Source organism: Streptomyces sp. A1136, assembly GCF_004795055.1.
In the GTDB taxonomy this organism is placed as follows: Bacteria; Actinomycetota; Actinomycetes; order Streptomycetales; family Streptomycetaceae; genus Streptomyces.
Genome location: NZ_SSBJ01000014.1, coordinates 89647 through 103986 on the forward strand (window position 1 = coordinate 89647; position 14340 = coordinate 103986).

Below are 14340 nucleotides of genomic sequence, written 5' to 3' on the forward strand. Positions count from 1 at the left end.
CGGTGAGGCGTCCGCGACGGTCTCAGGGGACTCGGTGGAGATGGTGAGGCGGGGGAGGGGAGGGGAGGGGAGGGGCCGCGATTGCGGGGTCTCCTTCCGGATGCCGACGAGGAGGTGCTGCGCCACCCCGTCGAGCGCCGCGAGGCTCGTCGCCGCGGGGCGGAGGTGGTCCGCTTCGTCGGCGCCCGCACGCGGAGGGGCGAGGTCGCCTCGTGGGCCGACCCGACCTCTGTGCGGACCCGGCATCGGGCACGGCCCGGATCGAGCAGCTGCTCACCTCGCAGGCCCACCTCAGGCGCGGTCACGGGGCATGCCGTCCTGGCCGCCGCCTTGCCTCTGGCCGCCGACGTCGACTGCGGGACCCGGTTCCTGACCGCCGACGCGGCGGACCGACCGCGGGAGTGGTGCGAGCGGCGCGGCTTCTGCGTCATCGGCCGCACCCGTCGCTTCGGGCGGGTCTGACCTCCGGGCCGCCCCGGGCGCGCGCATCCCGAAAACGCGGGGCGGACTTTGCATGATCATGCGAGGGTGTGCATACTCTTCCTATGTCTAAGGTCCTCACCTCCCTTCCCGCCGGCGAGCGCGTCGGCATCGCCTTCTCCGGCGGTCTCGACACATCGGTCGCGGTCGCGTGGATGCGCGACAAGGGCGCGATCCCCTGCACCTACACCGCCGACATCGGCCAGTACGACGAGCCGGACATCGGCTCCGTGCCCGGTCGGGCGAAGACCTACGGGGCCGAGATCGCGCGTCTGGTCGACTGCCGCGCCGCGCTGGTCGAGGAGGGGCTGGCCGCGCTCACGTGCGGCGCGTTCCACATCCGCTCGGGCGGCCGGGCCTACTTCAACACCACGCCGCTCGGCCGCGCCGTGACGGGCACGCTCCTGGTGCGGGCGATGCTGGAGGACGACGTACAGATCTGGGGCGACGGGTCGACCTTCAAGGGCAACGACATCGAGCGGTTCTACCGCTACGGGCTGCTCGCCAACCCGCACCTGCGCATCTACAAGCCCTGGCTGGACGCGGACTTCGTGACCGAGCTGGGCGGCCGCAAGGAAATGTCGGAGTGGCTCCTCGCCCACGACCTGCCCTACCGGGACAGCACGGAGAAGGCGTACTCCACCGACGCCAACATCTGGGGCGCCACGCACGAGGCCAAGACGCTGGAGCATCTGGACACCGGCGTGGAGACCGTCGAGCCGATCATGGGCGTGCGGTTCTGGGACCCCTCGGTGGACATCGCCCCCGAGGACGTGACGATCGGCTTCGACCAGGGCCGTCCCGTCACCATCAACGGAGAGCAGTTCGCCTCGCCCGTCGACCTGGTGATGGAGGCGAACGCCATCGGCGGTCGCCACGGCATGGGCATGTCGGACCAGATCGAGAACCGGATCATCGAGGCCAAGAGCCGCGGCATCTACGAGGCGCCCGGCATGGCGCTGCTGCACGCCGCGTACGAGCGCCTGGTGAACGCGATCCACAACGAGGACACCGTCGCCCAGTACCACAACGAGGGACGGCGCCTCGGTCGGCTGATGTACGAGGGCCGCTGGCTCGACCCGCAGGCGCTGATGGTGCGGGAGTCGCTGCAGCGCTGGGTCGGCGCGGCCGTCACCGGTGAGGTGACGCTGCGGCTGCGGCGCGGCGAGGACTACTCGATCCTCGACACCTCGGGCCCCGCGTTCAGCTACCACCCGGACAAGCTGTCCATGGAGCGCACCGAGGACTCGGCCTTCGGCCCCGTGGACCGGATCGGCCAGCTCACGATGCGCAACCTGGACATCGCCGACTCGCGGGCGAAGCTGGAGCAGTACGCGGCCCTCGGCCTGATCGGCACCGCCAACCCCGCGATCGGCGCGGCGCAGGCGGCCGCGACCGGGCTGATCGGCAGCATGCCGGAAGGTGGCGCCGAGGCCATCGCCTCCCGGGGCGAGGTCTCCGGTGACGAGGAGATGCTGGACCGCGCGGCGATGGAGTTCGGCACGGACTGACCGAGGTCGGTCCAAGCACGACGCGGAGAGGTCGGCCGGCGCCCCGGGGCGCGGGGCCGGCCTCTTTGCCGTTCCGTTCGGTGCCGTCCGGTCCGTGGCCGTCCGGTCCGGTGCCGTCCGGTCCGTGGCCGTCCGGTCCGTGGCCGTCCGGTCCGTGGCCGTCCGGTCTGGTGCCGTCCGGTCCGTGGCCGTCCGGTCCGGTGCCGTCCGGTTGGGTCCCCGGCCGGTTCGGGGACGTGCGCGCGGGGCGACCTTCGGAAGTCCCCTCGCCGCGGCGCGGGGCTGTTTCCCGAGCGGGTGGTCGGGGGGAGGGGCCGGGGGACGCCGTCGTGGGGAGGGGCTTGTGACGGGTGATCCACTGCCGGGGGTGCTGATCGCCGTGCCGGTGGTGCTGCTCCTGTGCGGGGCCGGCGCGGCGGTGATGCGCAGGTGCGGGCAGACGGCGGTGATCGGGGAGATCGCCGTGGGGATCGTGCTCGGCCCCTCGCTGTTGGGGTGGGTGTGGCCCGCGGCGCAGGGCCGGCTGTTGCCGGCGGAGGTGCTCCCGTACCTGGGGTTGCTGGGGAACCTGGGTCTGGTCGTCTTCATGTTCCTGGTGGGGCTGGAACTGGACCACGGGCTGTTGCGCGGGCGTGGGCGGGCCGTGGTGGTGATGGGCCAGGCGAGCGTCGTCGTACCGCTGGTGCTGGGCGGCCTGCTGGCCACGGCGATGTACGGGTCGTTCGCGCCGGAGGGGGTGGGTCGGGGCGCGTTCGTCCTGTTCGTGGCCGTGGCGATGAGCGTGACGGCGTTCCCCGTACTGGCGCGCATCCTGACGGAGCAGGGCCTGCACGGGACGCCCGTCGGGGTGGTGGCGATGGCGTGCGCGGCGGTCGCGGACGTGGTGGCGTGGTGCCTGCTGGCGGCGGTCGTCGCGGTGGCGGACGGAAGCGGGCGCGGCGTCGCCGGGGCGGTGGTCACAGGGGTCCTGACCGTGGGCTACCTCGCCGGGATGTGGTGGGGGGTACGACCGGTCCTGGCCCGGTGTGTCGAGTGGTGGGACGGTGGCGGGGCCGTCGCCCTGTTCGCCGGGCTGTTCCTGGCCGCGTACGCGACGGACGCCATCGGAGTACACGCGCTGTTCGGGGCGTTCGTCTTCGGCGCGGTGGTGCCGCGGGACCGGGCGCCGGTGGAGCGGACGGCCCGGCGGATGCGCGAGGTCGTGGTCCCGGTGCTGTTGCCGCTGTTCTTCGTCGGGAGCGGTCTGCGGACCGACATCGGGTTGCTGGGCGGCGACCTCGGAGCGTGGCTGTGGGCGGGGGCGGTGCTACTGGTGGCGGTGGCCGCGAAGTGGGGCGGGGGTGCCGCGTGGGCGGCGGGGCAACCGGTGCGGGAGGCGGTGGTGCTGGGGGCGCTGCTGAACTGCCGGGGGGTGACGGAGCTGGTGGTGCTGAACGTGGGCCTCGGGCTCGGGGTGATCGGGCCGGAACTGTTCACGGTGCTGGTGCTGATGGCCCTGGTGACCACGGCGCTGACGGGGCCGGTGGTACGGCGGTTGACGGGGCGGGGCGCCGACAAAGGCGTCAACGCCGCAGACAGGGTCAACGTGGCTGACGCTGTCGACGGTGTTCAGACCGCCGACACCGACGACGCCGCCCGGGGCACGAGTCCCCCGGCGGATCGCTGACGACGCCGACGGCTCCGCTGTCCGGGACCGGTCAGCGGGTGGTCCAACCGCCGTCCACGGAAAGGGTGGTGCCGACGACGAATGAGGCGCGGTCGCTGCACAGCCAGAGGGCCGCCTCGGCGATCTCGGCCGGATCGGCGATCCGGGGCAGCGGAGCGGCCTGGAGGAGGACGTCCTCCATCTCCGGGTTGCTCTTGAGCCAGCCGTCGATCATCTCGCTGCGCGTGGAGCCGGGGGCCACGGCGTTGACGCGGATGCCGTGGGGCGCGTACTCCGTCGCGGCGGCCTTGGTCAGACCGATGACCGCGTGCTTGGAGGCGATGTACGTGGCGCCCACGGGGGTGGCCACCAGGCCGGCGGTGCTGCTGTTGTTGACGATCGCGCCGCCGCCGGTGAGCAGCATCGCGCGGATCTGGTGGCGCATGCAGTTCCACACGCCGCGGACGTTGGTGTCCATGGCGGTGTCGTATGCGTCCTCTTCGAGGAGGTGCATGGGCGCTGGTTCGATGCCGACACCGGCGTTGTTGAAAGCCGCGTCCAGCTTGCCGTACGTGTCCACGGCGGCGGCGACGGCGCGGGCGACGTCCTCGGACTTGGCGACGTCGGCGACCACGTACTGGGCCCGGTGTCCGGCGGCTCGCAGTTCCTCGGTGAGCGCGGCGAGTTGCGGCTCCCGGCGGGCAACCAGGGTGACCGCGGCGCCTTCGCGGCAGAACACCCTGGCCGCGGAAGCCCCGATACCGGCGCTGGCGCCTGTGATCAGGGCCGACTTGCCTGCGAGAACACCGATGTCACTACTCATGGAGGCTGACAGTAGCAGCGGGTGGGGCGGCTTGTACCCGGGTCGCCGGCGAGCGTTTTTCGGCCGATCGGGCCGGGGCCGGCGCGGCGTCGAGGCGAGGGTGGGGAGGGACGGGGAGGCGGATCGGGGGGACGGGTAGGGAGGCGGGTCATGACGAGGGTGCGTGGGGCGTACGGGCGACGGTGGGTGCGAAGGGGCGGACGGGGCTCCAGCGGGAGTCCGCCCGGACTCGGCTGTGGGCACCGACTGTGGCCGCCCGATCCCCTCACACCTCCTCAGGTGTACCGCGCATGCGGAGCATGCGGTTTGTGGAGCCCTCATGGATAAGCAGGAGCGTGCGGCGCGCACGCGGGAGTCACTCGTGCGCGCGGCGGCGGAGGTCTTCGCGGAAGAGGGGTTCGCCGCCGCGTCCGTCGCCACGATCAGCCACCGGGCCGGAGTGACCACAGGAGGGTTCCACTTCCACTTCGCCGGCAAGGCCGCGCTCGCCCAGGCCGTCGAGGACCGCTCCGTGGACGCGGTGCGGCGCATCATCGACACGGCCAGGGCGGGCGGGGAACTGACGGCGGACCCCTTGCGGGTCCTGTCGGACTCGACGTCCGCGCTGATGGCGCTGCTGGCCGAGGACGTCGTGGTGCGGGCCGGCTTCGGGCTGTCCGCCGACGTCTCGCACCGGGGTCGGATCGACGTGTGGGGCGAGTGGCGGTCGTGGGTGGACGAGTTGCTGGAGGCCGCCGAAAGGGGCGGAGCCCTCGCCGAGGGGGTGTCCCGGCGAGACGCGGCGCGGGCGGTGGTGGCCTCGACGGTCGGGCTGGAGGTGCTGGGCGCCGCCGAGCCGGGGTGGGCCGCGCCGGAGATGGTGGCGCGGATCTGGGCGCTGATGCTGGGAGGGCAGGCGCCGGGGTAACAGAAAGAGACTGTTTGGTTTGGTAACTGACGGAGGAAAGTGGCCGCGAGTAAGGGTGGATGGGTTTCGAAAAGTGGAGATGTTGCAGGTGGAGGGCGGGCAGCGTGGCGGTGGGTGGCGGCCGGGCGTGACAAAGGTGTGATGTGGGCGCGATTGACAAACCGTCTGTCCCGTTTTTTACTGGCTCCTGCGACTCATCCAAGGACAGGGGAGTACGACGTGGACATCTGTGTACTGGGCGCACTGGCCGTGCGGGAGAACGGGATCTCCATCACGCCGACCGCCCCCAAGCCCCGGCAGGTCCTGGCCCTTCTGGCCCTCCATGCCGATCAGGTGGTGCCCGTATCGGCGCTCATCGAGGAGCTCTGGGGAGGTCTGCCGCCGCGCAGCGCCCGTACGACGTTGCAGACGTACGTACTTCAGCTGCGGTCGCTGATCGCGGCCGCCCTGGAGGGCGGTGACGGCTCACGGACGGCTAAGGACGTGCTGGTCACGCTGCCGGGCGGGTACCTGCTGAACAGCGGTGGCGGGACGAGCGACGTGCGGGAGTTCGACCGGTTGTCGTCGATGGGCTACCGGGCGATGGACGCCGGTGACCACCCGGGGGCGGCGCGGCTGCTGCGGGAGGCGCTGGCACTGTGGTCGGGACCGGCGTTCGCCGATGTGCACGGCGGTGTGCAGTTGGACATGGAGGCGCGGCGGCTGGAGGAGACCAGGCTGTGCGCCCTGGGCCAGCGGATAGAGGCCGACCTGCGGTTGGGGCGGCACCGGGAGCTGGTGGCCGAGTTGACCGTGCTGGTGAGCCGGTACCGCACGCACGAGAACCTGCACGGGCAGTTCATGCTCGCGCTGCACCGGTCGGGGCGGCGCGGGGAAGCGCTGGACGTGTACCAGCGGCTGCGGACGACGCTGGTGCGGGACCTGGGAATCGAGCCGTCGGCCGCGTTGCGGCGGTTGCAGCGGTCGATCCTGATGGCCGGCCCGGACGGGGTGGCCGCGGGACGGGTGGTCGGGGCCGGGGCGACTGCCGGTGTCGGTGTCGGGGCAGGTGCGACGGATGTTCGGGAGCGGCTCGTACGGGCCTGATCCTCGGTGCGGTGCGGTGCGGTGCGGTGCGGTGCGGTGCGGTGCGGTGCGTGCGTGGCGGCGCGGTCGAGAGGAGACGAGCGGTGCAGGAGAGGTCGGAGCGGACACGTAGGCGGTTGGTCTTCGCCGGGGCCGAGTTGTTCCACCGACACGGCTACGCCAACGCGACCCTGGGGGACATCGCGCGTGCGGCGGGGGTCACCAAGGGAGCGCTGTACTTCCACTTCGCGTCGAAGGACGACCTGGCGGACGCCGTGCAGCGCAAGGGCTGCCGGTTGTTGCAGGAGGCGGTGACAGGGCTTCGGGAGGGCGGGGCCTCGCCGTTGCAGGCGCTGATCGACACGACGCACTGGCTGGCGCGGACGCTGCACGAGGACGCGGCGATCCCGGCGAGCTTCCGGATCACCAAGGAGTGCGCGGGGCAGGAACCGGCGGTGCTGGACTTCCACGAGGCGTGGCTGGCGTCGGTGTGCGGGTTGCTGCGGATGGCGCGGGACGCCGGGGAGTTGGCCGGGGCGGGGTTCGACGGCGACGGGCGGTTCGGCGGCGACGCGGTGCTCGCCGGGGCCGGGGCCGGGGCCGGGGAGCTCGGCCCGGAGCGCTGGGAGGAGGCGGAGGCGTTGGTCGCCGCAGCCCTGTCGGGGATCGAGGTGCTGTCCGGGACCGGCTTGTCGTACGAGGAGCTGCGCCGGAAGGTCGCCGCGTTGTGGGGGCTGTTGCTGCCGAGCCTGGTGGGCGCGGGCCGGGTGGGCGAATACCGGACGGCAGGCGTCGCGTAAGGCCGGGACGGCGCCGTTTTCCCGGATGCCTTCGCCCGCGGTCGGTGTGATCATGCACGGGTGAAGGAAGAAACGACGCGAGTGAAGCGGACGCCGCCCGTACAGGACGGCGATGAACGGGCCACGCTGACCGGCATGCTGCAGTGGCAGCGCGACACCCTCATGATGAAGTGCGCCGGCCTGACGGACGAGCAGCTGCGGCGCAGGGCCGTGCCGCCGTCCGGGCTGAGCCTGCTCGGGTTGGTGCGCCACCTCGCGGAGGTCGAGCGGGGCTGGTTCCGCAACGTCGTGAACGACGAGGACGTACGCGGATACTTCCCCGCCAACGCGGCCGGAGAGCGGACGGAGTTCCACGTCGAGGACGCGGATCCGGCCGAATCGCTGCGGATCTGGGAAGAGACCTGCGCGCGGTCGCGGGCCATCGTGGAGGCGGCCGGGTCGCTGGACGTGCAGGGGCACTTCGGGGAGGAGACGTACTCGCTGCGCTATGTCCTCGCCCACATGATCGAGGAGTACGCCAGGCACAACGGCCACGCCGACCTGTTGCGCGAGGTCATCGACGGGGCCACCGGCGAGTAGCCGCTCACGGGGCCGGGCGGGCCGTCGCCCGGTCCACCGCGTCGAGGGCCGGCGCCCAGGGGAAGGGCGCCGGGGCGACCTCGCCGGGCGGGGCGGGGGTGAAGCCGTTCTCGCCGTACAGCAGCTCGACGCCCGCACCCCGCAGCACGCTCAGCGACAGCTCGAAGCGCGGGTGCGCCGCCAGGGCGGTGCTCAGGCACGGTACGGCCACGGTCGGGGTGCCCCGGCCGATGGCCTCGGCGGCGACCCCGGCGACGAACCGGTCGGTGAGCCCGAGGGCCCAGGCGTTGAGCGAGTTGAAGGTGGCGGGGGCGAAGAGCACCGCGTCGGCGGGCGGCCAGGCGTCGGGGTCGCCGGGCAGCGGGTACTGCCACAGCACGGGATTCCCGGTGAGGGCGGCCAGTCCGTCGAGGCTGGCGGACACCCAGAGCGCGGCGGTCGGGGTCAGGCCGAGGCAGACGTTCCAGCCGCGCGACTGGGCGTCCTCGATGACATGAGCCACGTCGAAGACGGGTGGGGCGGCCGAGCAGAGCAGGTACAGAGTCCTCGTCATACCGCCATGTGATCATATTTTCCGCCCTTGACCATGCGTGAGGGTGCCGGATGATCTCCGTGGACGGCGGATCACGCGCCGGACACGGGCCGGCCCGATGAGTTTCGGGCGGCGCTCGGGTCCATACCCGTGGGCGGCGGCCGGTGACCGTGCGGCGCGACAGTTCGCGCACCGGCCGTGATACCCACTCGAAACGTGATCAGGTTCAATGACGAGACAGAGGACGACCTTCCCCCATGCGTATCGTGATCAGCGAGTTCATCAGCCTCGACGGTGTCGTCCAGGCCCCGGGCGGCCCCGACGAGGACCGTGACGGCGGCTTCGGCCACGGCGGTTGGTCCCACCCGTTCTTCGACCCCGAGGTGGTCGGCGGCGCCTTCACCGACACCTTGGCCGGCGCCGAAGCGCTGCTGTTCGGACGCCGTACGTGGCAGACGATGGCCGCGGCGTGGCCCGGGCGGGCGGGCGACCCCTTCGCCGACCGGATGAACTCCCTGCCCAAGTACGTGGTGTCCGGCACGCTCGGCGAAGACCGGCTGACCTGGGAGCACACCCGGCTCGTCCCCGCCGCCGACGCCATGGCCCGGATCGCGGAGCTGCGCGCGACCGACGGGGGCGACGTGGTCGTCATGGGCAGCCCCACGCTCGTCCGCGGCCTGCTGGGCGAGGGCCTTGTCGACGAACTCCGCCTCATCGTCATGCCGGTGCTGCTCGGCGGCGGAAAGACGATCTTCCCGCAGGACGGGGGCCTGCGCACGCTGGAGCTGGTTTCCGTGGTCACCGGCTCCACCGGTGTGAACGTCTGCACCTACCGGCCGGTGACGGCGTGAGCGCCCCGGTGAAGGGCCCCGCGAGCTACTTCCCCTCCATCGAGCGGAAGTACGGCCGCCCGATCGCCGAGTGGCAGGAACTCCTGCGGGCCTCTGCGCTGACCAGGCACATGGAGCTGGTCGCCTGGTTGAAGGCCGAGCACGGACTGGGGCACGGTCACGCCAACGCGCTCGTCGCACACCACCTGGCCGGGTCCGCCCCCGCGTAGGCCGCTACTTCGACGGCGCCAGGTCGAGGACGCCCACCCGCTGGCCGCCGCTGAGTTCCCCCGTGGTGCGGAAGCCGAGCCCGAGGTAGAAGGGCTCGGGGCCGCGCTCCCCCGCGTGCCAGGTGACGTAGAGGTGCGAGCCGCCGGAGCGGCGGACCTCCTCGGCGACGGCCCGGACCGCGAAGCGGCCGTACCCCTTCCCCTGGTGGTCGGCGGAGATGTTCAGGCGCCACAGGCCCGAACGTCGGTCCGCCGGGTCGCCGTTCCAGGGGTGGTCGAGGAACGCCATGACGAACCCGACCACTTCGTCGCCGTCGACGATGGCCCGGGGCCAGGCGAGCGGCCCGTGGACGTACGCCTCGGCAAGCGATTTCAAGACAGGAGAAACGAAGTGCTCTTGGTGCGGGTGGAGCCGGATCGCGCACACGGCGTCGAAGTTGTCACTGGTCACCGGCGTCAGACGGGGAGTTGAGCTGGTCATATTCTCAGCCTACTTTCCCGTGGGTAGGTGATCATCGGGCCGAGTATGGGGTATGACAGGTGAGACCCCGGCAGGGAACCCCCGCCGGGCCCCCGACGCAGGACTTCCCGCGGAGACGTCCGGCAGTGCCCCCCACCAGAGCCTTCGGCTCTCCGGCGAAAGGTTGTCGTTGATACCCGAACGAATCCTCGTGACGGGCGGCACCGGCTTCGTCGGCTCCCACGTGACGCGGCGGCTGCGGGCCGGCGGCCCCGACGCCCCCGTGCTGCGGCTGTTCACCCACCGCCGCCCCACCCCCGGCGAGGACGCCGACGCGCGGGCCGTCGAGACCGTGACCGGCGACCTCACCGACCCGCGCTCGCTGCGCGGGATCTGCGACGGCGTCACCACCATCGTCCACATGGCCGTGCGGATCGGCGGCACCGAGGAACAGTGCCGGGCGGTCAACACCGAAGGCACCCGCGCCCTGCTGGCGGAGGCGGAGCGCGCCGGCGTACGGCGCTTCGTCCACCTCGGCACAGCGGCCGTGTACCGGGACGAGCCGCACCGGGGCGCGGCGGAGGGGGAGTTGGTCGAGGAGCCGTCCTCCTCGACCAGCGTCACGCGGCTGGCCGCCGAGCGGTCGGTCCTCGCGGCCGGCGGTACCGTACTGCGGCCGCACCTGGTCTACGGCCGCGGGGACACGTGGGTCGTCCCCGCGATCGCGGACCTGATGGGCCGGCTCCCGCACTGGGTGGACGGTGGCCGGGCGCGGATCTCGATGATCTCGGCGGACGCCCTGGCGGGGGCGGTGGCGGACCTCGCCCGGCTTCCCGAGTTGCCCGCCGGGCAGGTGCTGCACGCTTCCCACCCGGAGCCGGTGACCTGCCGCGAGCTGATCACCGCCGTCGCCCGGGCGCTGGACGTGCCCCCGCCGGAGGGTGAGGTCACCCTGGACGAGGCGCCGGCGCTGTTGGGCGGCGCTGACGACCCCCTCGTACGCCGCAGGCTCTCGCTGCTCACGGTCGACCACTGGTACGACAGCAGCCGGCTGTGGAAGCTGGTGGGGGCGGAGCCGGGCCCGCGGCCGGCGGAGACGTTCGAGCGGTACGCCTCCTGGTACCGGGATCAGAGGGCGGCGAGGACCGGGGTGGTGACGGGCGCCGAGGGAACCTCGACGGGCATGGCGACCGGGGGCGCGGCGGCGGGCCCGGACGCGGGGGCGACGGCGACCGTGCCGGTGACCGTGGCCTCGAATACCTTCACCTCGCCCTGACGGCCGACCACCCGCACCGTGCGCACGGAGGGGTCCGAGGAAGGGGCCTGCTCCGTCTCGATCCAGCACGGAGCGTCGAGTTCGGCGTAGTTGAGGAAGGACGACTCGATACCGGTGACGCTGAACGCGTCGGTCGCGAAGGAGCTGTACGCGGCTTGGCGGGCCGCCTCGACCAGGACCATCGCGGGGTGGTGGTCGTTGGCGTGCTCGAAGAGGATCGGGTGGTTCAGGTAGGGGTCCAGCAGCCAGCGGCCCGCTTCCGCGGTGGGGGAGAGGACCACGTCGATCGGCAGGTGCCGGCCTGCCTCGACCGGGCGGAGGGGCGTCGCCCGGGTCGCCGGTGCGACGGCGCTGCTGGTGCATGTGCCGCGTAGCCGTCTGTAGACCGCCGGCGGGACGAAGCTGAAGAACGCGGTTCCGGTGGCGGCGACCCGGCCGTCACGGCGGACGCTCACTTCGAGGAAACCGGAGAACCGGTTGCCCTTCCAGGCGAAGTCGCGGCAGGACGCGATGAGTTCCAGGTCGGTGGGTCTGGTGCCTATGAAGAGCTGTGCGGGGTCCGCCTTGAAACCGAGGTTCCACAGCAGGGCATTGTGCCCGAGCGGTACGCCGTACTCGGCGTGGCACAGCAGGAGACCGGCCTGGCGGATGGTCTCACCGGCCTGAACGGGGTCGTGGCTGGTGCCGTCGGCGGTGGTGAAGAAGGTGTGGGCTCGGGGCCACTGGCCGCTGAGCATGAAGAGGTCGTCACCGGTGCGCCGGTAACCGGTCAGGAACACCTCGGCGACGGAACTCCGGTGGACGTATTCCCTCGGTACCGTGCTCGTGAGCTCTGGAAGGTCGTTGCAGCGCGTCCAAGGCGCCCCCGTCCCGGTCAGGGGCTGCACCTGGGCGTCGGTCTGGAACGTCAGCAGGGTCATTGACCTCTCCACAGAGTCGTAACGACGGTTGGGGGGTGCACTCCTGGCCCGCAAGATACGTACTCTCCGGTTTTGTTTGCAAGGTACTTCGAAGGGCAGTTGTGACACGAGCTCTGTCGCGAGGACGTGTCTACAAGGGTCCGAGGCGCCCCATCCCGACCCCTACCAGGCACGTTACGAATCGATCGCACTCCGTGGCACCTGGAGGTCCCGCCCCAAGTAGGAGGGGGTATTCCGTTCCTCGGGGGACCTGCGGCAGGAGTCGCCGCCTCGCAGGCCCGCACCCCTTGCCCCCTGCGGAGAGTGACTTCGGCGGATACGTCGGCGGCGTTCGGGGATACCGTTGGACGCTACAACAAACCGATCAAGCGGTTTAGTATTCATCTCGACGATGAGACTCGGTCTCGACCGGAAGAGGGTGGTTCGCTCCTGTGTGAAGCGTGGCGACAGGAGGAGGCGCGCCGATGAAACCGCCTCGAACTCCAGGTTGTTATCTTCCTGGACTTGATAAAATACGGACCTTCTGGTTCTTTTTGAGGTGGGGGGAGGGGATCTCCGAAGAGAGCCCCTTGGTCGGTTTCCCAGACACCATCGGAGGCATCGTGGCACGGCAAGAGCGTGCGGTCCGCACGCGGCGCGCAATCTTGGAGGCGGCGGCCGCCGTCTTCGACGAGCGAGGCTACGAGGCGGCGACGATCGCGGACATCCTCGCCCGGGCAGGCGTCACCAAGGGTGCGCTGTACTTCCACTTCTCCTCGAAGCAGGAGCTGGCGCAGGGCGTCCTCGACGAGCAGATGGCCGAGGGTGATGTCCCCCCGCGCGAGAGCAAGCTCCAGGAGCTCTTCGACGTCGGCATGGTGCTCGGCTACCGGATGCGACGCCATCCCATGCTCAGCGCCGGCGCGCGGCTGTCGCTGGGGCCCGACATGCGGGAGATCTTCGGCGGGGGATCGGTGCCCGCCTGGAACGACATCACCGAACAGCGGCTGGTGCAGGCCAAGGCCCAGGGCGAGCTGCTCCCGCACGTGGATCCCGCGGAGGCCGCCTGGATCCTCTCCGCCGGCTGGGCCGGCGTGCAGCTCTACTCGCAGACGTTGACCGGCCGGGAGGACCTCGAACAACGGGTGGCCTCGCTCTACCGGCACGTCTACCCCAGCATCGCGACGCCCGCGGTGCTCGCACGCCTGGACATGGCGGCGGACCGCGGGGAGCGGGTCGTGGAAGAGATCCGCGCATTGGAACTGTCCCTCGGGGAAGAGCAGGAGACGGCACTGGCGGTCAAGGAGCCGGTGCTCACCTGAGGCGGTCGAGGGGGACTCCGGGCCGCTTCGACCGGCCCGGTCGACCATCACGATCCACACGTTCCCTGGGGCAAACCGCTGACACGGTTTGTGGAGATGTCATGGTGAAGCAGGAGCGCGCGGTCCGTACGCGCGAAAGTCTGGTCCGCGCAGCCGCGGAGGTGTTCGCCGAGGAGGGGTACGAGACCGCCTCCATCGCCACCATCAGCAAGCGGGCGGGCGTCAGTACGGGCGGTCTGCACTTCCACTTCGGAAGCAAGACCGCCCTGGCGGAGGCGGTGGTCGACCGGGCGGCGGAGTCCTTGCGGATGATCACTGTCTCCCGGCTCGCCGGGGCCAACCCCCTCCAGTCGCTCGTCGACTCGACCCACGACCTGGTGGCGCTGCTGGCCCGGGACGCCGTCGTCAGTGCGGCGTTCGGGCTGGTGGCGGGCAATGGTGCCCGCTCGGCGGTGGGTCGCGAGCGCGGCTGGGCGGTGCGGCGGCAGTGGCAGCGCTGGGTGGAGGCGATGTTCCACGAGGCGGCGGCCGAGGGGCTGTTGGCCGAGGGGGTGTCCCCGCGGGACGCCGCCGCGGCCGTCGTGGCGGCGATCGTCGGCTTCGAGGTGCTCGGGACCGACCGGCGCGAGTGGTCCTCTCGTTCCTCGCTCACCCGGTACTGGGGGCTGATGCTGCCCCAGTTGGTCGCCCGGCACCGGCTCGACGACGTATCGGCCGGCGGTTCGGGCCCGGCGACCGCCGCCCGGTCGGCCCGAGCGGGTGACCGTCCCGCCCAGGCCTCCTGAGGCCTGTCGTCGGTTTCGCCGTGGCCGGGCGCGGGCCGCCGTCTCGCCCGAACGGCTCGGCCGCGGTGTCCGAACGGACCCCATGGTCGGTTCTCATGGGCCGCAACCTCCCCTCGGGATATATCCCGAGGGGATTTTTCGTATGCCCCGGCGGCCCCCCGGAGGCTCTCCGGAGGGGTAAAAGTGCAGCTCAGCG

15 protein-coding genes and 1 pseudogene are annotated in these 14340 nt (G+C 71.6%); 12 read left to right on the forward strand and 4 right to left on the reverse strand.

The features are described from left to right. Positions 1-81 precede the first annotated feature (81 nt). From E6R62_RS15750 to E6R62_RS15760, 3 genes are all read left to right on the forward strand, one after another. Positions 82-462 (forward strand): hypothetical protein, encoded by a 381-nt coding sequence (locus E6R62_RS15750; protein WP_240801696.1) that lies wholly within the window; start codon positions 82-84, stop codon positions 460-462. An 83-nt stretch (positions 463-545) separates the two neighbouring features. Then, positions 546-1991 (forward strand): argininosuccinate synthase, encoded by a 1446-nt coding sequence (gene argG, locus E6R62_RS15755; protein ID WP_136214056.1) that lies wholly within the window; start codon positions 546-548, stop codon positions 1989-1991. Between the two features lie 343 nt (positions 1992-2334). After that, positions 2335-3657, forward strand: coding sequence for a cation:proton antiporter (locus tag E6R62_RS15760; RefSeq protein ID WP_240801697.1), 1323 nt, complete (start codon positions 2335-2337; stop codon positions 3655-3657). Between the two features lie 31 nt (positions 3658-3688). Here the strand turns inward: E6R62_RS15760 and E6R62_RS15765 are convergent, their stop codons facing one another. Continuing rightward, positions 3689-4459 carry a glucose 1-dehydrogenase gene (locus E6R62_RS15765; protein ID WP_136214057.1) on the reverse strand — a complete coding sequence of 257 codons (771 nt, stop codon included), beginning with the start codon at positions 4457-4459 and terminating at the stop codon, positions 3689-3691. Positions 4460-4778: 319 nt separating this feature from the next. On the opposite strand from E6R62_RS15765, the gene E6R62_RS15770 reads away from it, so the two are divergent. The 4 genes from E6R62_RS15770 (at position 4779) to E6R62_RS15785 (ending at position 7810) form a co-directional block, all read left to right on the forward strand. Further along, positions 4779-5366 carry a ScbR family autoregulator-binding transcription factor gene (locus tag E6R62_RS15770; protein ID WP_136214058.1) on the forward strand — a complete coding sequence of 196 codons (588 nt, stop codon included), beginning with the start codon at positions 4779-4781 and terminating at the stop codon, positions 5364-5366. 219 nt (positions 5367-5585) lie between these two features. After that, a complete protein-coding gene (locus E6R62_RS15775; protein WP_136214059.1) occupies positions 5586-6452 on the forward strand; it encodes an AfsR/SARP family transcriptional regulator in 867 nt (288 codons plus the stop codon). A gap of 83 nt (positions 6453-6535) precedes the next feature. Further along, positions 6536-7231, forward strand: coding sequence for a ScbR family autoregulator-binding transcription factor (locus tag E6R62_RS41755; protein WP_136214135.1), 696 nt, complete (start codon positions 6536-6538; stop codon positions 7229-7231). A 60-nt stretch (positions 7232-7291) separates the two neighbouring features. Next, positions 7292-7810 (forward strand): DinB family protein, encoded by a 519-nt coding sequence (locus E6R62_RS15785; protein WP_306432431.1) that lies wholly within the window; start codon positions 7292-7294, stop codon positions 7808-7810. A gap of 4 nt (positions 7811-7814) precedes the next feature. Here E6R62_RS15785 and E6R62_RS15790 read toward each other — a convergent pair whose 3' ends face one another. Beyond that, entirely contained in the window at positions 7815-8363 is a 549-nt protein-coding gene (locus E6R62_RS15790) for a flavoprotein (protein ID WP_136214060.1), read from the reverse strand. A gap of 236 nt (positions 8364-8599) precedes the next feature. Between E6R62_RS15790 and E6R62_RS15795 the strand changes: the two genes are divergently transcribed. Together E6R62_RS15795 and E6R62_RS15800 are read left to right on the forward strand one after the other, a co-directional pair. Beyond that, positions 8600-9193: a dihydrofolate reductase family protein gene (locus tag E6R62_RS15795; protein ID WP_136214061.1), complete on the forward strand. Its 594-nt coding sequence runs from the start codon at positions 8600-8602 to the stop codon at positions 9191-9193. Then, complete coding sequence (locus E6R62_RS15800; protein ID WP_136214062.1) at positions 9190-9402, forward strand: DUF4287 domain-containing protein; 213 nt, start codon at positions 9190-9192, stop codon at positions 9400-9402. The genes E6R62_RS15795 and E6R62_RS15800 overlap by 4 nt, the downstream gene beginning before the upstream one ends. A gap of 4 nt (positions 9403-9406) precedes the next feature. On the opposite strand, the gene E6R62_RS15805 is transcribed toward E6R62_RS15800, so the two are convergent. Continuing rightward, on the reverse strand, positions 9407-9883 hold the full coding sequence (locus tag E6R62_RS15805; RefSeq protein WP_136214063.1) for a GNAT family N-acetyltransferase: 477 nt from the start codon (positions 9881-9883) through the stop codon (positions 9407-9409). Between the two features lie 52 nt (positions 9884-9935). Between E6R62_RS15805 and E6R62_RS40875 the strand changes: the two are divergent. Continuing rightward, a pseudogene (locus E6R62_RS40875) lies at positions 9936-10535 on the forward strand (NAD-dependent epimerase/dehydratase family protein); the annotation flags it as partial. A gap of 455 nt (positions 10536-10990) precedes the next feature. On the opposite strand, the gene E6R62_RS15815 reads toward E6R62_RS40875, so the two are convergent. Then, on the reverse strand, positions 10991-12058 hold the full coding sequence (locus E6R62_RS15815; protein ID WP_136214065.1) for a ScbA/BarX family gamma-butyrolactone biosynthesis protein: 1068 nt from the start codon (positions 12056-12058) through the stop codon (positions 10991-10993). Positions 12059-12660: 602 nt separating this feature from the next. On the opposite strand from E6R62_RS15815, the gene E6R62_RS15820 reads away from it, so the two are divergent. Further along, positions 12661-13359, forward strand: a complete 699-nt coding sequence (locus tag E6R62_RS15820; RefSeq protein WP_136214066.1) for a ScbR family autoregulator-binding transcription factor — start codon at positions 12661-12663, stop codon at positions 13357-13359. Positions 13360-13460: 101 nt separating this feature from the next. Beyond that, complete coding sequence (locus E6R62_RS15825; protein WP_136214067.1) at positions 13461-14144, forward strand: ScbR family autoregulator-binding transcription factor; 684 nt, start codon at positions 13461-13463, stop codon at positions 14142-14144. Positions 14145-14340 lie beyond the last annotated feature (196 nt).